At 58.1% G+C, this 17901-nt stretch carries 19 protein-coding genes; 9 read left to right on the plus strand and 10 right to left on the minus strand.

The genetic code is table 11. From position 1 onward, the window contains the following. The first annotated feature begins 52 nt into the window (after window positions 1-52). From AC2FJF_RS01165 to glmM, 4 genes are all read left to right on the plus strand, one after another. Complete coding sequence (locus AC2FJF_RS01165) at window positions 53-1423, plus strand: multicopper oxidase family protein (RefSeq protein ID WP_496722192.1); 1371 nt, start codon at window positions 53-55, stop codon at window positions 1421-1423. A 103-nt stretch (window positions 1424-1526) separates the two neighbouring features. Further along, a complete protein-coding gene (locus tag AC2FJF_RS01170; protein ID WP_496722194.1) occupies window positions 1527-2447 on the plus strand; it encodes a dihydroneopterin aldolase in 921 nt (306 codons plus the stop codon). Continuing rightward, complete coding sequence (gene folP, locus AC2FJF_RS01175; protein WP_496722195.1) at window positions 2444-3442, plus strand: dihydropteroate synthase; 999 nt, start codon at window positions 2444-2446, stop codon at window positions 3440-3442. Before AC2FJF_RS01170 ends, folP begins: the two co-directional genes overlap by 4 nt. A 34-nt stretch (window positions 3443-3476) precedes the next feature. Further along, window positions 3477-4820, plus strand: a complete 1344-nt coding sequence (gene glmM, locus AC2FJF_RS01180) for a phosphoglucosamine mutase (protein ID WP_496722197.1) — start codon at window positions 3477-3479, stop codon at window positions 4818-4820. Here the strand turns inward: glmM and AC2FJF_RS01185 are convergent. Beyond that, window positions 4817-5719 carry a DMT family transporter gene (locus tag AC2FJF_RS01185; RefSeq protein WP_496722199.1) on the minus strand — a complete coding sequence of 301 codons (903 nt, stop codon included), beginning with the start codon at window positions 5717-5719 and terminating at the stop codon, window positions 4817-4819. The genes glmM and AC2FJF_RS01185 overlap by 4 nt on opposite strands. Before the next feature lie 73 nt (window positions 5720-5792). Continuing rightward, the gene (gene ilvC / locus AC2FJF_RS01190) at window positions 5793-6815 is read right to left on the minus strand and encodes a ketol-acid reductoisomerase (protein WP_108858914.1); all 1023 of its coding nucleotides are present in this window, start codon (window positions 6813-6815) and stop codon (window positions 5793-5795) included. Between the two features lie 132 nt (window positions 6816-6947). Here ilvC and AC2FJF_RS01195 point away from each other — a divergent pair, with 132 nt between their 5' ends. Further along, window positions 6948-7403 carry an Lrp/AsnC family transcriptional regulator gene (locus tag AC2FJF_RS01195; protein ID WP_496722201.1) on the plus strand — a complete coding sequence of 152 codons (456 nt, stop codon included), beginning with the start codon at window positions 6948-6950 and terminating at the stop codon, window positions 7401-7403. Further along, window positions 7400-7858: an Lrp/AsnC family transcriptional regulator gene (locus AC2FJF_RS01200; RefSeq protein WP_496722203.1), complete on the plus strand. Its 459-nt coding sequence runs from the start codon at window positions 7400-7402 to the stop codon at window positions 7856-7858. The genes AC2FJF_RS01195 and AC2FJF_RS01200 overlap by 4 nt, the downstream gene beginning before the upstream one ends. Before the next feature lie 6 nt (window positions 7859-7864). On the opposite strand, the gene hutC is transcribed toward AC2FJF_RS01200, so the two are convergent. Beyond that, window positions 7865-8566, minus strand: a complete 702-nt coding sequence (gene hutC / locus AC2FJF_RS01205; RefSeq protein WP_496722205.1) for a histidine utilization transcriptional repressor HutC — start codon at window positions 8564-8566, stop codon at window positions 7865-7867. 230 nt (window positions 8567-8796) lie between these two features. On the opposite strand from hutC, the gene AC2FJF_RS01210 reads away from it, so the two are divergent. After that, window positions 8797-9924, plus strand: coding sequence for an aminotransferase class V-fold PLP-dependent enzyme (locus AC2FJF_RS01210; RefSeq protein WP_496722207.1), 1128 nt, complete (start codon window positions 8797-8799; stop codon window positions 9922-9924). A 13-nt stretch (window positions 9925-9937) separates the two neighbouring features. Here AC2FJF_RS01210 and AC2FJF_RS01215 read toward each other — a convergent pair whose 3' ends face one another. The 3 genes from AC2FJF_RS01215 to AC2FJF_RS01225 all read right to left on the minus strand — a co-directional run bounded on the left by AC2FJF_RS01215 (window position 9938) and on the right by AC2FJF_RS01225 (window position 12190). Then, the gene (locus AC2FJF_RS01215; RefSeq protein WP_496722209.1) at window positions 9938-11134 is read right to left on the minus strand and encodes a UbiH/UbiF family hydroxylase; all 1197 of its coding nucleotides are present in this window, start codon (window positions 11132-11134) and stop codon (window positions 9938-9940) included. Between the two features lie 76 nt (window positions 11135-11210). Next, window positions 11211-11459 (minus strand): hypothetical protein, encoded by a 249-nt coding sequence (locus tag AC2FJF_RS01220; RefSeq protein ID WP_496722211.1) that lies wholly within the window; start codon window positions 11457-11459, stop codon window positions 11211-11213. 86 nt (window positions 11460-11545) lie between these two features. Next, window positions 11546-12190: a pyrimidine 5'-nucleotidase gene (locus tag AC2FJF_RS01225; RefSeq protein ID WP_496722213.1), complete on the minus strand. Its 645-nt coding sequence runs from the start codon at window positions 12188-12190 to the stop codon at window positions 11546-11548. 100 nt (window positions 12191-12290) lie between these two features. Between AC2FJF_RS01225 and AC2FJF_RS01230 the strand changes: the two genes are divergently transcribed. Then, on the plus strand, window positions 12291-12938 hold the full coding sequence (locus tag AC2FJF_RS01230; RefSeq protein WP_058273905.1) for a GntR family transcriptional regulator: 648 nt from the start codon (window positions 12291-12293) through the stop codon (window positions 12936-12938). Window positions 12939-12941: 3 nt separating this feature from the next. Here the strand turns inward: AC2FJF_RS01230 and AC2FJF_RS01235 are convergent, their stop codons facing one another. Continuing rightward, complete coding sequence (locus AC2FJF_RS01235; protein WP_496722215.1) at window positions 12942-14810, minus strand: glycosyltransferase; 1869 nt, start codon at window positions 14808-14810, stop codon at window positions 12942-12944. Between the two features lie 80 nt (window positions 14811-14890). Beyond that, window positions 14891-16057, minus strand: coding sequence for a glutamine-hydrolyzing carbamoyl-phosphate synthase small subunit (carA, locus tag AC2FJF_RS01240; RefSeq protein ID WP_113789064.1), 1167 nt, complete (start codon window positions 16055-16057; stop codon window positions 14891-14893). Window positions 16058-16240: 183 nt separating this feature from the next. Here carA and AC2FJF_RS01245 point away from each other — a divergent pair, with 183 nt between their 5' ends. Beyond that, window positions 16241-16726 carry a GatB/YqeY domain-containing protein gene (locus tag AC2FJF_RS01245; RefSeq protein ID WP_496722217.1) on the plus strand — a complete coding sequence of 162 codons (486 nt, stop codon included), beginning with the start codon at window positions 16241-16243 and terminating at the stop codon, window positions 16724-16726. A 21-nt stretch (window positions 16727-16747) separates the two neighbouring features. Here AC2FJF_RS01245 and AC2FJF_RS01250 read toward each other — a convergent pair whose 3' ends face one another. After that, entirely contained in the window at window positions 16748-17242 is a 495-nt protein-coding gene (locus AC2FJF_RS01250; RefSeq protein WP_496722219.1) for a DUF2244 domain-containing protein, read from the minus strand. 44 nt (window positions 17243-17286) lie between these two features. Continuing rightward, window positions 17287-17886: a 2-hydroxychromene-2-carboxylate isomerase gene (locus AC2FJF_RS01255; protein WP_058273903.1), complete on the minus strand. Its 600-nt coding sequence runs from the start codon at window positions 17884-17886 to the stop codon at window positions 17287-17289. Between the last annotated feature and the right edge of the window lie 15 nt (window positions 17887-17901).

The raw sequence follows: 17901 nt of genomic DNA on the forward strand, positions 1-17901 counted from the left end.
CTTGATGGCGCGGGGCGTTTTCTGCCTTATGTAGCGGACCAGGAGGTCCGCCATGATGTTATCCCGCAGACGGTTTCTGCAAACTTCGACCGCGCTTGCCTTGCTGCCAAAGGTGGCGCATGCGGCCAGCTCCGATCTGGTTGCGCAAGAAGCGGTGCAACAGATTGCGCCTGACGGATATCCAGCTACGCCGGTTTGGACCTATGGCGGTCGCGTTCCCGGTGTCGACATCCGGTTGCTTCAGGGCGGGCGCGTCAGTCGCAAGCTAATAAACAACCTGTCTCAACCGACGGCAGTGCATTGGCACGGAATTCGGATCGACAACGCCATGGATGGCGTGCCGGGGTTGACGCAGGACGCGGTCGAGACGGGCCAATCCTTCGACTATGACTTTGTTGCACCCGATGCAGGAACCTATTGGTATCACTCGCATAACCGGTCTACCGAACAGGTTGCCCGAGGTCTCTATGGATCTCTGATTGTTGAAGAATCCAGCCCGCCGGATGTTGATCAGGATCTGACGCTGATGCTGGACGACTGGCGGCTGGACCCGGAAACAGCGCATATCGTGGACGATTTTGACAATGGGCACGATCTTAGCCATGCGGGGCGGCTGGGTAATCTGGTGTCCGTCAATGGCGGTTTCGATCCGGCATACCCTGTTGGATCGGGGGAACGATTGCGATTACGTCTGATCAACGCATCGAACGCTCGGATATTTGATTTGGCGTTGGACGGGCTTGCAGGTTGGATTGTGGCTTTGGATGGGATGCCGCTGGCAGTTCCATTGCCTGTAGAGGACAGCTTCCCACTTGCGCCCGCACAACGGGCGGACCTTGTCGTGGATGTAACGTCCGCGTCCGGGGAAGTCGCGGGTCTCGCCAGTATCGAGCGGGACGGCGGCTATGGCTTGGTACGCTTTCAAGTTTCCGAGGCCTCCATATCGCAAAGGCAGGGTATTGAACCATTGCCTGCGAACAATATGCCTGAATTTCAGTATGATCAGGCACCGCTGCATCGCATGTCCCTGCAAGGCGGCGCGATGCGATGGCTGGAAGGGGCCAAGCTTGGCGATCAGGACCTGACAGGCCGTGAGTTGGCTCAACTGGGTCGGTTCTGGGCGTTGAACGGATACGCAGAGCGACCCAAGGATCCGTTTCTGGATGCGCGTCTGGGTCAGGTGCACCGGATCGAGTTTGTGAACGAAACCGTTTTCCCTCATGCCATGCACCTGCATGGTCACCACTTCCGGCTCATCCTGCCGGATGGCAGTTTGGGGCCTTGGCGCGACACTATACTGGTGGACCGGGGCCAGACCCGTCAAATCGCTCTGGTCACAGATAACCCAGGCGATTGGCTGCTGCATTGCCACATGCTGGGACACGCCGCCTCGGGCATGATGAGCTGGTTCCGCGTCAGCTGACGCCGCATTCGATGGCTGGAAAGACGCATGTTGCGGTGCTATACGCGCGCGCATCGTTTATTTTGGGCAAACACGTCCACAAAGCCCGAAAAGGTCCGCCTGTATGAGCTCTGAAATCCGTCTTGCCTTTGCGCACCCGTCCGAGCGGTCCGAAGCGACCGCTGCCCGGGGGCCGTTGGATCGAATTTCTCTGCGCGACCATATTGTCGAGGTTGAAATCGGCGCGTTTCAGGCCGAGCGTGGAACGACCCAGCGTATTTGTTTTAACATAGTAGTGGAAGTTCGCCCCTTGAGTGATCCCATCGACGATGACGTGGATCGCATCCTGTCCTACGACCGGGTGACTGAGGCGATTGCTTATGAGCTTGCGGCGGAACGGCTTAACCTGCTTGAGACTTTGGCAGACCGGGTGGCCGAGCGAATTTTACTTGAGCCACAGGCCGTAAGAGCTTTTGTCAGAATAGAAAAACTGGACCGTGGTCCTGGCGCTTTGGGTGTCGAGATCGTGCGCGGAAAAGACAAGACTCACCACGACGTCGTCGAAGAGGAACGCCCGCATCCCCGTCTGGCTTTCCTGTCGAATGAGGCCATTGCCTCGCCCAATCTGACCGGGTGGATCGATCAGTTGGAAAACCGCGAACGACCCCTAATCCTGTGCGTCGGTGCGGCGGATATGCCTGTTTCACAGACTGGCTACGCGATGACCCAACGCCGAATTGATCTGTTGGCGATTGAACAGAATGCCTGGGTTTTAGCTGCCCGCGATCACCGCTGTGTCGTCGTTTCAACGCGGACTGAGCTGGATTGGGCCATGAAAAATGGTCAGATTTGCGTCTGGGCGCCCTCGAAAATCGTGCTGGATGCTGTTGACGGCCAATCGGCGGCACCTTCGGATGCGGTCGCGCTGGCGGCATGGTTTGCTGCCACTTTTGAGGCGAGTGAGATGATGGTGATCGGCGGCGCGCTGCCCGACGCCCCTGAAACCCCTTTGCGTGCGATCTCGGTGGATCAGGCACAACTGTGACCGCTTATTTTCGACCTCTGGTTCAGCATGGTCCGAACCGTCCGCCGGGTTCAGTGCCGCTAGCTGGCCAGCCGCTTTGGTTTACCCATGTTGAACGGTTAAGCCGAAAAGAACGTCCAATGATCATTGCCGTGCAGGATGTACCAGGTGATGCGCTGGACCGACTGACGCGTCCGCGTGCCGATGCTGCGGGCCTTGCCATGGATCGCCCGCACATTATGGGCATTCTGAATGCGACCCCAGATAGTTTCTCGGATGGCGGTGTGCACAATTCGGTCAGCGCGGCCCAATCTGCGGCTGAACAGATGGTTTCACAAAACGCAACCATTCTGGATATCGGCGGCGAATCGACCCGACCCGGAGCAACCTTCGTGCCCGAAGATGAAGAGATCGCCCGGACCCGCCCCCTGATCGAAGCGATCAAATCCCGCACAGATGCGTTGATATCCATAGATACGCGCAAATCCGCCGTCGCCAAAGCAGCGTGGGAGGCCGGAGCAGGGCTGATCAACGATGTAACAGGATTTACCTTCGACCCACAGCTTGCGCCGTTTTGCGCACAAGTTGGCGCTCCGGTCTGTGTGATGCACATGCAGGGCGATCCGGGCACAATGCAAGACAATCCGACCTATGACGACGTTCTGCTGGATGTCTACGATTTCCTTGAAGGGCAGGTGGATCGTCTCGAAAAACTCGGGTTGGACCGGGATCAGATTATCGTTGATCCAGGCATAGGGTTTGGCAAGACCGAGGCACATAACCTGGCCTTGCTGCAAGGGATCAGCCTGTTTCATGGTCTAGGTTGCCCGATCCTGCTGGGTGTGTCCCGAAAAGGTATTATTGGGCAGATTGGCAAAGAGCCGCGCAAGGGCGCCCGCGCGCCGGGATCAATCGCCGTCGGGCTGGCTGGATTGTCACAAGGCGTTCAAATTCTGCGCGTGCACGATGTTGCAGAAACCGCTCAGGCCTTGCGCCTTTGGGCCGCCGTCCGGTAAGGCGGAGGCAGGCAAGAAATGACGGAGTGACATTATGCGCAAGCTGTTCGGAACCGATGGGGTGCGGGGTACAGCCAATACCCATCCAATCACGGCTGAAATGGCATTGCGCATCGGGGCCGCCGCTGGCCGTTACTTCCGCCGCGATCAATCCGACGTCCACCGTGTTGTGATCGGTAAGGATACGCGCCTGTCCGGCTATATGGTGGAAAACGCCCTAACTGCCGGATTGACTTCGACCGGGATGAACGTGTTGCTGCTTGGACCGGTGCCGACGCCCGCTGTTGGTCTGATGACACGGTCGATGCGCGCGGATCTTGGGGTGATGATCTCGGCCAGCCATAACCCGGCCGAGGACAACGGAATCAAGTTCTTTGGTCCTGACGGATACAAGCTGTCTGATCAGGCGGAACTCGAGATTGAAAAGCTGATCGAAGAAGGTGTCAAACCTGCGCAGGCACGGAATATCGGCCGTGCCAGACGGGTGGATGATGCGCGGTTCCGATATGGTGAACGCGTAAAATCTTCGCTGTCGCGTGACTTGCGTTTGGATGGGCTAAAAGTTGTAGTCGATTGCGCCAATGGGGCCGCGCACCGCACGGCGCCCGAGGTTTTGTGGGAATTGGGTGCCGAGGTGATCCCGGTCGGCATCACGCCGAATGGTAAGAATATCAACCTCAACTGTGGCTCAACCAAACCGCAGTTGGCTGCCGAAACCGTGGTGGCCCATGGTGCAGATGTCGGGATTTGTCTGGACGGTGATGCCGATCGCGTCGTCATGATCGACGAGAATGGGCAAGTCGCGGATGGCGATCAGTTGATGGCGCTTTTGGCGACCAGTTGGGCCGAGGCAGACCGCCTGAATGGCGGCGCGCTGGTTGCAACGGTGATGTCGAACCTTGGCCTGGAACGTCATCTAGAAAGCCATGGCCTGCGTCTGGAACGCACCGGCGTCGGGGATCGCTATGTCGTTGAACGTATGCGCGAAGGCGGGTTCAACCTGGGTGGCGAACAATCAGGCCACATCGTCATGAGCGACTATGCGACCACAGGCGACGGCCTTATGGCAGGCCTCCATTTCCTGGCGGAGATGGTTCATACCGGTCGCAAAGCATCGGAATTATCTGTGCAGTTCGAAACCGTACCGCAAATGCTGAAGAATGTGCGTTATGGCGAAGGACAAGCGCCGCTTGAGGCCGCCAGTGTGCAGGCTGCAATTTCTGACGCCGAGGCGCGGCTGATCGGGCAGGGGCGGTTGCTGATCCGCAAGTCAGGTACGGAACCTCTGATCCGCGTCATGGCGGAATGTGAAGATGATGCGCTGCTGACCCAGGTTGTCGACGGCATCGTTGCCGAAGTCGAGGCCGTCACAGGCTAGCGCCCGATTAATATTTTGCGCAGGCTGAACCACTGGCTGATGGCCAGCCCGGTCAGAATCATGGCCAGCGCCACAAAAAACCGCAGCGGCAGCGCTTCGGACAGGACCCATGCGCCGAACACCATCGACCAGATTGGCACTTGGTAGTTAACGAGTGTCATGAACACCGATCCTGCGCTGCGAATGACGGAAACCCGCAGCAATGTGGCAAATGCCGTAGGCACCAGCCCCAAAACGATGATGGCAATGCTTGGGCGGGTACCTTCCCATGTCGGGACGCCTTCGGTCACGAACATGATCGGCAGCAGGATTACTGCGCCGACCAGCAGGGTCAGGGCGGCCAGAACCACCGGATCAATGGGCGGACATTGACGGGTGAAGATCGACGCGCAGGAATAGCATAAAGCGGCCCCGATGCAGGCCAGTTGCGCCAAAGGTTCCGACCCGTGGCCGAGTTGCGCCAAGCCGGGGCCGATCAGCACCAACGCACCGCAGAATCCAAGGGTCACGCCCACCAATTTTCTCAGGTTCAGGGGCTCGTCTGAAAAGAAATGCGCTAGCGGCAGTACCATCAGAGGGATTGCGGCCATGGACAGACCCGCGAAGGCGGACGGTACGTATTGCTGCCCCCAGCTTAGCAGAACAAAGGGCAGGGCCGAGGACAAGATACCGATCACGATGACCGAAGCCCACAGGGCGGTCGACCCCGATGGTAGCTTGCGGTTTGTAGCGGCCATCAGCCCCAGCAACATTACTGCGCCCAGCGTCGTCCGCGCGGTGGCGACTGTGATAGGTCCATACCCTTCCAGCGCCATGGTGACGACCATGAACGTACCGCCCCAGATCAGGCCAAGGGTGATAACGCCGCTCCAATCGCGGGATGTGGGGTGCTGAACCATCTGCGTCTCGGCTTGGGGTAAGGACAAAAAAGGGCGGCCTGATGGGCCGCCCTTTCGCATTCGCTTGGTGGAATCAGTTCTTTTCCTGATCGACCAGCTTGCCAGCAGAGATCCACGGCATCATGTCGCGCAGTTTCTTACCAACCTGCTCGATCTGATGCTCATCATTGTGGCGGCGAGCCGCTTTGATGGTCGGCTGACCGACGGCGTTTTCCAGCATGAAGTCACGCACGAACTTCCCTGTTTGGATGTCCGACAGCGTCTCTTTCATCGCTTTCTTGGTCTGCTCATAGGGCAGGATCCGTGGGCCGGTGACGTACTGGCCGTATTCGGCAGTGTTTGAGATCGAGTAATCCATGTTCGCGATACCGCCTTCATAGATCAGGTCAACGATCAGCTTGGTTTCGTGCAGACACTCGAAATAGGCCATTTCGGGCGCATAACCTGCCTCAACCAGAGTTTCGAAACCACAACGGATCAGTTCGACGATACCGCCGCACAGAACGGCCTGCTCGCCGAACAGGTCGGTTTCGCACTCTTCGCGGAAGTTGGTTTCGATGATGCCCGAGCGGCCGCCACCGATGGCCGAGCAATAGGACAGGCCGATTTCCAGCGCTTTGCCGGTAGCGTCGTTGTTCACGGCAACCAGGCAAGGCACGCCGCCGCCTTTGACGTATTCGCCGCGCACGGTGTGGCCGGGGCCTTTGGGGGCCATCATGATGACGTCGATGCCTTCTTTCGGCTCGATCAATCCGAAGTGGACGTTCAAGCCATGGGCAAAGGCAATGGCCGAGCCGGGCTTGATGTTGTCATGTACGTATTTCTTGTAGGTCTCGGCTTGCAGTTCGTCGGGCATGGTGAACATGATGACGTCGCACCAGGCTGCCGCTTCGGCGATGCCCATGACTTCCAGACCTTCGGCTTCGGCTTTTTTGGCGGATGCCGAGCCTTCGCGCAGAGCGACGACAAGGTTCTTCGCGCCTGAGTCGCGCAGGTTCAGTGCGTGGGCGTGGCCTTGGCTGCCGTAGCCCAGGATTGCCACTTTCTTGTCTTTGATCAGGTTGATGTCGCAATCGCGATCGTAATAGACGCGCATGTCGCCGGTCCTTTCTGGTTAGATTGCCGAGGGTTTTACCTGCCGAATGTTGTATTGGCGATAGGGTTGTACTTGAGTATTTGTGAAAAAGATGAAGAATAATTCTCGAAATACCGTAAATGCGAAGAATTCATGCTTGATGACATAGACCGCCGAATCCTGCGCCACTTTCAGGCCGATCCCAGCCTGACTGCTGCGGAACTGGCCGAGCGTTGCCGTATCAGCCAGGGTGTCTGCTGGCGCCGGGTCGAAAAGATGCAGGCCGCAGGCATCATCCAAGGGCAGGAGGCCGTGATCGACTGGGCGGCACTTGGGTACGCGGTCGAGGTTTCGCTGCGGGTCACACTGGACAAGACCCAATCGCGCGCGTTTGACGAATTTACTGCCGCCGCCCGGCAAGTGCCCGAGGTGATCGAATTGCAAACATTTCTGGGCAGGGTGGATGTGCGCCTGTCGGTGATAGCCAGGGACATGGCGCATTATCAACAACTCTACCGCGACCGCATTCTGACCCTGCCGCATATCGCGGATATCGAGGCCCTGATGCATATCGCGAGGGTGAAAAGCGAAGAGGTGCTGCCGGTATGACCGATCTGGATGAACTTGACCGAAAGATACTGCGCGCGCTGGCGCAGGATGCTTCGCTAAGCGCGGGGGCGTTGGGACGTAAGCTGGGATTGTCACAACCCGCGACATGGCGGCGAATTCGACGGCTGGAAACCTCGGGCATTATCAAAGGTCGCCGGCTGCGCTTGAATGCCGAGGCGTTGGGATTCGGCGTGACCGTGTTCCTAGGCGTAAAACTGGCACGCAAGGGACAGATCAGTTTGGAGGATTTTGAGCGCGCGGTTAGTGCAATTCCCGAAGTTCAGACAGTTGAGCATGTGCTGGGTCTGTACGATTATCGCCTGCGGGTTGTTGCCCGCGACCTGTCGGATTTTGAGCGTGTCCTGCGCCGTCGGATAATGACCTTGCCCGGCGCAGGAGATGTCGAAGCCAACGTCCTGCTAAGTGAGGAACGTTTGCCGGGACCGATCGGATAAGCCCGTTCAGTACCGCGTGCGGATGCAATATCCGGGATGGTGTGTCATCCGGGCAAATGCCATCGGATTTCCGTTCTTCCAGGTCGTGCGCTCTAGCTGGATCATCGACGTTCCGGGGGTAGTTCCCATGAATTCCGCCAATCGTCCGTCCGCGGAGATCGCGCAAAAGGAGACTTCAGCCTCGGTAAACGGAGAGGCGTTCAATAGCCATTCATGGGGGCCCTGGGTGCTCAGATCAGCATGTTCGATTTCGGGTACCGCATCTATGTTGATCCAGCGTTCTTCCAACTGGAAGGGACGGTTGTCGGCATAATGCATGCAGATGACTTGCAGGACGCGAATGTCCGCGGAAACACCGATCTGTGAAGCCAGCCAACCGGGGCTTGCGACCACGTTGCGTTCAACCAGCGAGTACCGATAGGTTGCATTTTGGCTTTCAACCGTTTGACGAGCCAACGAAAATTCTAGCTTGGCGTGCTTGCTGGGTTCCTTTTTGACCCGGGTCCCGCTTTTGCGTTTGCGCTCGACAAAGCCCTGATCAGAAAGCTCGCGCAGGGCACGGTTCACTGTCGCGCGTGCGCAATTGAATTCCTCGGCAAGCTGTGTTTCGGTTGGCAGAAGCGATCCCTGCGGCCAAATGCGGCTTTCGATCCGCCGTTTGACTTCGTCCCGTACAACTTGAAAACTGATCCGCTTATGCGCATTCACCTGTCGAAATACCTTTCTTCTGCAAAGTGAGTGCATCTGGTCAGAAACACGTCAGAGTGTAAAGGGCGGCTGACACTAATTGGCGTCATTTCTTGCCAGATTCGACCAACAAAATATCATTTGAGTGTTTTGTTTTTAGTTCCCTTAGGCCAGATATTCGGGTTCAGTACGGGTCTCGGCAAATTAACCCGGGTCGCGAGGCCGCTGACGACAATTTGAAAGGACAAACCATGCCAGCGCTATTGGACACCGTCGATCCCTCTGGGCTCGAAGAGTTCTCGGTCGTGTTTACGGATCGGTCTCTGAACCACATGTCAGTGCAGTTTCAACAGGTGATGCGGGACATATCGGGCTTGTTGAAGGATGTATATAATGCGGATGGTGTGGCGATTATCCCTGGTGGTGGCACCTATGGGATGGAGGCCGTCGCCCGGCAATTTGCACGCAACGCCAATGTACTTGTCGTTCGGAATGGGTGGTTTTCCTACCGCTGGAGCCAGATTATCGAATCCGGTGATCTGACGGCGTCAGCGACGGTTCTCAAAGCCCGTGAAACCGGCAATTCCAGCCCGTCGCCCTTTGCCCCCGCACCGATTGACGAGGTTGTTTCAACAATCCGTGAACAGCGTCCGGATGTTGTATTTGCCCCACATGTAGAGACCTCGGCCGGGGTCATTCTGCCCGACGTTTACGTGACCGCCATGGCCGCGGCGGCGCATGAGGTTGGGGCGTTAATGGTGCTGGACTGCATCGCGTCGGGTTGTGCCTGGGTCGATATGAAGGCCACTGGTGTGGATGTCCTGATCTCGGCCCCCCAGAAAGGGTGGAGCGCATCGCCCTGCGCGGGCCTTGTCATGCTATCTGAGCGTGCCGAAGCGCGGTTGGAGGAGACGACGTCCGACAGCTTTGCCGTTGATCTGAAAAAATGGCGGCAGATCATGCAAGCCTATGAAAATGGTGGGCATGCGTATCACGCGACCATGCCAACGGATGCGTTGAAGGCGTTCCGCGATACGATGGTCGAGACCCGCGATTATGGGTTCGACAAGCTGCGGGACGCCCAATGGGCGTTGGGCGATGGACTGCGGGCGATGCTGCGGGACAAGGGCATCGTCTCGGTAGCAGCGGACGGATTTGGCGCGCCGGGTGTCGTGGTCAGCTATACCTCGGACCCGGATGTTCAGAATGGTAAGAAGTTTGCGACGTTGGGCATGCAGATCGCAGCAGGTGTGCCGCTGCAATGTGATGAGCCTGAAGGGTTCAGCACCTTCCGCCTTGGTCTGTTTGGTCTGGACAAACTGTACGACGTCGACGGCACCATCGGACGGCTCAAGCGCGTGCTGGATCAGGTTCTGTGAAACCATTCGGGCCTTAGCGTACGCCGAGGCCCATTTGCATCAAGGTCTTGCGAACAGCCGGTAGAGAATAGAGCGCATTTAGCCCCATTGCCCGGACGTCCCTTAACGGCCGCGCCTCGATCATCGAGGCGCGGTTCAACAGGTCGATGCCTTTGACCCGCATCTCGATTTCGGTGTGGCGAGCCTTGTGATAGGCCTCGAGCATCTGCGCATCGCCCAGACCTTCAGGACGGGCCTGCGCCAGTTCCAGCAGACTGCTCAGATCGCCCAGCGACATGTTCAATCCCTGTGCACCAATTGGCGGCACCACATGGGCGGCCTCTGCCATCAGCGCGACTCGCTCGCCAGCCAGACGTTCTGCTGACTGGCTGATGATCGGCCAGATGGTCCGGCGCGAAGCCAGTTTTAACGGTCCGAACAACCCACAGGACCGTTCGGTCATCAACGCTTCAAACGCCTCGGGCTCGGTGTTGAGCAACTCAACCGCGCGGGGTCCGCGCTCCATCCACACAATCGCCGAAGACGGTTGCCCCTGCCAATCGGGCAGGGGGACCAGGGTGAACGGCCCGCCCGAGCGGTGAATTTCGGTCGAAACATTGTCGTGCGGGATGGGATGTGTGACTGCAAAGGCCAATGCTTTCTGGCCATAGCGCGTGGTATGGACGTTGATCCCAGCCGCCTCGCGCATGGGAGAGTTGCGCCCGTCAGCGGCGACCACCAGTTTGCAACGAATGCGGCTGCCGTCACTCAGGCCGACACGCGCTTCGGCAGTGCGGGTGAACAGACTGACAGTGCCAGTACCGGGGCGGAAATCGACGTTGGGCAGTTCGGCCAGTCGTGCCACCATCTCGCGCCGCAACAGCCAGTTGGGCAGGTTCCAGCCGAAGGGCAGATCCGAAATATCTGCGGCGTTGAAATCGCGTACCACGCGGGGTTCAGGAACATCTCCACCTGCGTCCACAATCCGCATGATCTGCAAGGGGGCCGCGTGTGCGTCCAGCCGTTGCCACAACCCACATTGCTCTAACAAGCCGTGCGCCGGTTGCAAAAAGGCGGTGGTCCGCAAATCAGAGCCGTCCACGTCGCGCTCGGTTATCGGGAGCGTCGGGTCGACACAAATAACGTCGAACCCGGCGGTTCCAAAGGCTGCCGCAGCGGTCAGACCGGCGATTCCGCCGCCTGAAATCAGGATGTCACAGCTGTCTTTCATGACCTTGGCCTCCGAGTGTTGGGCAGAACCTAGTTCGGTTCTGCATCGGGTGCCAAGTGACATCCTGTCCCGCGTGTCAGCCGCGTGAAATCAGGATGAGGATCAGGAACATCACCGGCACCATCATCACGGCTGGCATGTACAGGCCCGGCAGACCGAACAACAGGGCAGAACAGCCCCACATGCTGAAAATCGCGGCCGCTGTATAACCCCAATCTGCGCCCTTTGCATGAGCGGCATCCTTGGCCAGCCAGCCAAACAGGGGAACTGCAAACAACAGGCGCTGCCAGATGGGCAGGCGTCCGGGCATCTCGATCGCGCTCATGGGGTCTCCGATTCTGTTCGTCGCTGAGGCGCATATAGGGTCGATGATGCACCTGCAGAATGTGCAGATCGTCGCAGTGTGACAGCCTATCGCAGGCGGGCCAGAAACGCGGTCAAATCGTCGGTATGATGGTGGATATGCTCAGCCTTATGCTGCTCGGGCGCGACGTGAACAGTGCGCATTCCCATCGCGTGCGGAGCAGCCAGATTGCGCGGATCATCTTCAAACATGGCCGCCCTGTCGGCGTCGATGCCATCCTGTGCAAAGATCGCCTCGAACGCGGCCTGTTCGGGTTTTGGACGATAGCCCGCGTGTTCTACGCCATAAACCGCATCGAACAAACCGCTTAGGCCGCGTGCTTTTAGCACACGTTCGGCATAAGGCGCGCTGCCGTTGGTGTAAACGATGCGACGGCCAGGCAGGCATCGGATGTGGTCGGCCAACTCGGCGTCGGGGTCCATATGGCTCATGTCCACCTGATGCACGGCGTACAGATAGGGTTCGGGGTCCAGGTCGTGCTCAGCCATCAAGCCAGCCAGCGTGGTGCCGTATTCCCGCCAATAGTGCGAGCGCAGACGATCCGCCTCGGCTCGGTCGACGCCAATGGCCTGCACCACATAGTCCGTCATCAGCACCTCGATCTGGTCGAATAGTTGCATATGAGGCGGGTACAGTGTGTTGTCGAGGTCGAACACCCATTGGGTGACGTGCGAAAAGGAAGGTTTGACCATGGGTTGGGTTTAGGCCGCCATGCACAGGTTTTCAATGCTACACTTGATTGCACTGGCCCGAGGCGGATAGACATGTCCGAACGAGGAGAAATAACACCCCATGCCGCAATCCCGTCAGCCCAACAAAGACGCCTATAGCCTTATTCTCGAAGCGATTGATGTGGGCGTTTACAAGCCCGGCGACCGATTGGTCGAAAGTGAGCTGGCAGAACGATTTGGCGTGTCCCGCACGCCGATCCGCGAAGCGTTGCAGCGCCTTGAGACGCAATCCCTGCTAGAGCGTGACGGACGATCACTGATCGTGGCCTCATTGGATCACAACCAAATGGCCGAACTTTATGTGGTCCGGCGCGAGTTGGAAGGGTTGGCCGCAAAGCTGGCCGCGAAACACGCCACCGAGGAAGAGATAAAAGTGCTGCAGGACATGGTCGCCGCTGACGATGCTTTGGTGAATGATCCGACGGCACTGTCGCGGGCCAACCGGCGGTTTCATGAACAGATCCATCTGGCTTCGCACAACCGGTATCTGGTGCAGCAGCTGAATCTTGTGCACCGCACAATGGCTCTGATGGCTACGACCTCGCTTGCCGTTCAGGGCCGTGGCGAGATTGCGCAAAGTGAGCATAAGGGCATTGTCGAGGCGATCACCGCCCGTGATGAAGAGGCGGCAGAGCGCGCGCTGAAAGAACATATCTCGGTGGCGTTCATGACCCGGCTGAAACAGGATGCGGTGTTGCGCGAGAAATGACCGTCAGTGCGGCTGTACTTCTTCGCGGGCCTGCCCATGCTGAGTTTTGTCCCAGAAGAACGGGTTGCTGGCCAGCTCCCACAGGGCTTTGTAGGCGGCTAATACGCCTAGCGGAAAATACAATGGCATTGTTGGAACCCACGGCATCAGGAACCGTCTTTCCTGTGCTGCAACGGCTAGCATTCCAACGATCAGATTGGTGATCTCGGCCACCAGAAACAGGCTGATGAGTGTGTAGAAGGCCCAATCAGACAAAAGCGGATCGAACGGGCCAGGCAAGCCCAGTGTTGCCAACCAAAATAGCCATAGGACCGGTGCCAGTAGAAACTGCCCAATAGTGCCCAAGAAGAACGCCTGAACGCCAAGAAATCGCTTGAACCCGATGTCGCCAAGCAGGCGCCGCGGCGCACGCATGTGCACCAGATAGGTCACCATGAACCCCTTCAGCCAGCGCGAGCGCTGCTTGACCCAGGGCCAGGCGCGAAAGTTTGCCTCTTCATAGGTGGTGGTATCAACCATCTCGGTTCGATAGCCCGCGCGGCTGAGGCGCACGCCCAGATCGGCATCTTCCGTTACATTGTGGGCATCCCAGCCGCCAAGCTCCAGCAGCTTGTCCCTGCGGAAAAAGAATGTTGTGCCCCCAAGCGGGACGACCAGACCCAGATTCGCAATGCCTTGCAGGATGATCCGAAACCAGCTGTTGTATTCGATGGTAAAACAGCGTGACCGCCAATTTGTGCGCGGGTTGTAATAATCCAGAACACCTTGCAGGCAGACGACGTCTTCGTCAGCCCGCGCAAAATGCCGGACCACCCGTTCGATCTGATCCGATTGCGGGGCGTCCTCGGCATCCCACACACCCAGAATGTCGCCACGGCAATAATCCAGCGCGTAGTTCATCGCGCGGGGCTTTGTCGTCAGTCCATTCAGTTCCGGGACTTCCAATGTTCTGATCCAGCTGGGTAGATCCACTCGGCTTAATGTGGTGCGCGTGACCTCATCTGAGGCCTCCAGCACCAGAATGACATCCAACAACGCCTTTGGGTAGGTCAGGCGTTGTAGCCGCTTTATTAAAGCGCTTGCTATTTCTCGTTCTTTGTAAAGGGGTACCATCATCGACACGCGTGGCAATCGCAGCGGGACAGGTTCGGGCGTTGGGCACACTAGGCGGTATCTCATAAGATATGAGACCAAGCCTGCCATGCGCAAAATCATGAACATAAGCAGCGAAACCGTGGCCGTGGTCAAAAGAACAGTCAGACCAACCAGAGGAAAGGCTGAAAAAAAGCAAAGAAGCCCCGCAAGGGCCGCGATGGGACCCGCGCGCTTTGTCGGCGTCCATGATCGACAGCTCTGATCCTTGTCGACCCGGGTTTCCGCGCCTTTTGCCAAAGTGTCGGAAAATGCGCTGGCAATCGCGTGATCAATCTGACTGGTCGATGCAAGTACCGGTGCAATCGTGTGTTCGGTGTGGGACAGGGCGGCGCGTACCGCGGCAAAGCGGTTCGGATCAGCGGTCGCGATCAGCAGGATCGGGCCGATGCGTTGCCACGGGATCACATTATGCTTCAGCCAGAACTCGACCGGTTTGATGTCACATAAGGTCGGGGAGGGGGGCGTGTTTTTCAGATCGGCAATTTGCAGGTTGGTCTGCTCAGATAAAGCTTCCATGACTTCCTGACGGCTGATCCAGCCCTCTCCGACAAGGATCTCGCCCAGCGGGGCCTGTTGTCTGGACTGCAGATGCAGCGCCATTTCCAGTTGCGCGGTGGTGATGCATCCACGTTCGACCAAACAGGTGCCTAGGGGTTTCCGCGGTCGATTGGAAATCGGCGCGGCGCGCGCGAATTGCTGCAGGTTATGTTCAACCATAAAAATACCCTGACACGGTGACCCGCGTCAGGGTGGCTCAATCAAGGTTAACAGCGCGTTAACACTAAACGATGGAGTGGTTAAGCCTGTGCTTTCTTGTCTGCCATTGCTTCGGCAAAGCGTTCGAACAGATAGTAGCTGTCCTGTGGGCCGGGCGAGGCTTCGGGGTGGTGCTGCACTGAATAGACAGGGCGATCGGTCATGCGGATGCCGCAGTTGGACCCATCAAACAACGAGCGGTGGGTTTCCACAACGCCGTCGGGCAGGGACTGGGCGTCCACCGCAAAGCCGTGGTTCATCGAGGTGATCTCGACCTTGCCGGTATCCAGGTCTTTGACCGGATGGTTGGCCCCGTGGTGGCCGTGGTTCATCTTGACGGTATGGCCGCCCAAAGCCAGCGCCAGCATCTGGTGGCCCAGACAGATGCCAAAGACGGGCAGATCGGTGGCGTCTAGAACCTCTTTGATCATCGGTACGGCGTATTCACCAGTGGCTGCCGGGTCTCCGGGGCCGTTCGACAGGAACACGCCATCGGGATTATGGGCCAGCACCTCGGCAGCCGTCGCCGTTGCAGGCAAAACCGTGACGTCGCAACCAGCCGAGGCGAGGCAGCGCAGGATATTGCGCTTTGCGCCAAAGTCGACGGCGACTACTTTATGCACCGGAGCTTCCTGACGTTTATACCCGTCCGGCCAGGCCCACCGCATTTCGTCCCAGCGATAGCTTTGGGCGCAGGTGACCTCTTTGGCCAGATCCATGCCTTCCAGACCGGCAAAGCCACGCGCGGCGGCGACCAGTGCCTCTATATCAAAGTTACCGTCGGGGTCATGCGCCAACGCGACATGAGGTGCGCCTTGCTGACGGATGGCACGGGTCAGGCGGCGGGTGTCCACGCCACCGATGGCGATGCGGCCACGGCGGGCCAGCCAGGTTTTCAACTCTTCGGCCGAGCGCCAGTTCGATGGCTCGGTCGGGTCCCATTTGACCACCATCCCGGCGGCAACCGGATCGCCGGTCTCGTCATCCTCGGGGTTAACGCCGACATTGCCGATATGAGGGAAGGTGAAGGTCACGATCTGTCCCGCATAAGAGGGGTCGGTCATGATTTCCTGGTATCCGGTCATGGCGGTGTTAAAGCACAGTTCAGCCACGGTTTGGCCGGTGGCACCGAAGCCCATACCGTAGAACAATGTACCGTCGGCCAATGCCAGACATGCGGTGGGCTTGGACGGGGCGTTCTGGGCCATGGCGCGACTCTCCTGCAAGGTAAACCGGCGCATACCTAAGGGGGTTGTCCGCTCGGGTCAAGTCTATTCAATTTTTAGGCTATTGTTTAAAATCAATAAGTTAGATGCATGCGTCCCCTGTTGTATCGCGCTTTTTGTTTCGATATGGTCGGGGTTCCTTTGCCATGGGGATGGACAGAACATATGGATATGCGATCACGGGTGAACACTGCCCTGAAGCAAGCAATGAAAGACAAGGATGCCGAGCGTCTGTCGACGCTGCGCCTGATTAATGCTGCGATCAAGGACCGTGACATCGCTTCGCGCGCGTCTGACAACGAAGAAGCCAAAGGCTGCGGCGACGCAGAGGTGCTTGAAATTCTTGGTAAAATGACGAAGCAGCGCAAAGAGAGCGCCCGTGCCTATGAAGAGGGCAGCCGTTTGGATCTGGCCGAACGGGAACTACGCGAGGTCGAGGTCATTGAGGAATTTCTGCCCAAGCAATTGGACGATGACGAGGTGAGCAAAGCCATTCAGATCGCAATCACGGCCACCGGTGCCGGGTCGATCCGCGACATGGGCAAAGTGATGGGTGAGCTGAAAACTCGCTACACCGGCCAGATGGATTTCGGCAAGGTTGGCCCGATGGTCAAAGACCAGCTTTGCGCTGGGGCAAGCGGCGGCTGCTAAGCCCTTTTCTTTTGCCAGATGCTAAGACTGCGCGACAGGTTCGCGCAGTTTTTTTGTGAGCTCATCAAACAGCGAAATCCGCTCTTCCTCAGACAGAAACGCGCCGATTTCAACTTCGCGACCGTCACCGGTCAGTGTGACATAATTCGGGACCGGGCCGCCGCGCTCGTGCATTTCGGGGCGCGCCCAATAGCGGTTGCACGACCACGCCTGCTGCCCCCGTTGGGGGTGATGCTGCACCAGACGGGCCTGCGATCTGGTCAAGGTCAACACCTCGAAAACGCTGCGTGCACGGTAATTGGACTGGATCGCGAACCACAGTCCCAGAACGGTCAACAGCATGAATGGCAGCAAACCCCACAGCAAAACCGAACCAAGTACAGCCATCAGGGGAATCAAGCCAAACAAAAAGACCGCCAACACCACACGCACCGCCCAGCGTGGGGGCAGAGAGTTATGCGGCCACAGGCGCAACTCTTGCTCGGAACTTGAGGTTTGATTCCATCGATACGGCATGGTGCAAAAATAGCGCAACACCTGCCGGTGTCTAACAGGAAAGATCAGATGACGTGCCCAACTCTGGCCCAGGATAACGCGTCGTCCAGCCGGTCATCGCCCCAGAAAACCTCGCCGCGAACGACCAGGCTGGGGGCGCCAAAAACGCCCAGCTTTGTGGCCTGTTCGGTTTCGGTTTCAAGGGCCGAGATCGTGTCCGGGCTGCGTGCGCGGGCAAGCGTCAGGCGCGGGTCCTGCTGACACCGATGCAGCGCTTCTGATAACGCGGTTTCGCTGCCCGCCTCGATCCCTTCCTCGAACCAGATGCGGTACAGGTTTTGAGTAAAGGATTTGCCCCAGCCATCCGACATACCCAGCACAGCGACCTGATTGGCCAGCGCAAGATCCGAGATCGGGTAGGGTGCTGGAAGCGTGGCGTGCAGGTGGTACTTTGCGGCGCGCCGCTCGATATCACGCCACATATATGCGGATTTGGCCGGTTTGCCTGCAAAGGGAATATTCTGCTGTTCGGACATCACGGTTCGCACATTGAACGGTCGCCAATTGACGGTCGCGTCATGCTCATCACACCAATCATCCAGGCGCATAATCGTCAGGAAGCTGTATGTGCTACCGATGGAAAACCAAAAATCTATTTCGGGCATCTGACGGCTCCGATC

Source organism: Ruegeria sp. CDSB013 (assembly GCF_059611165.1).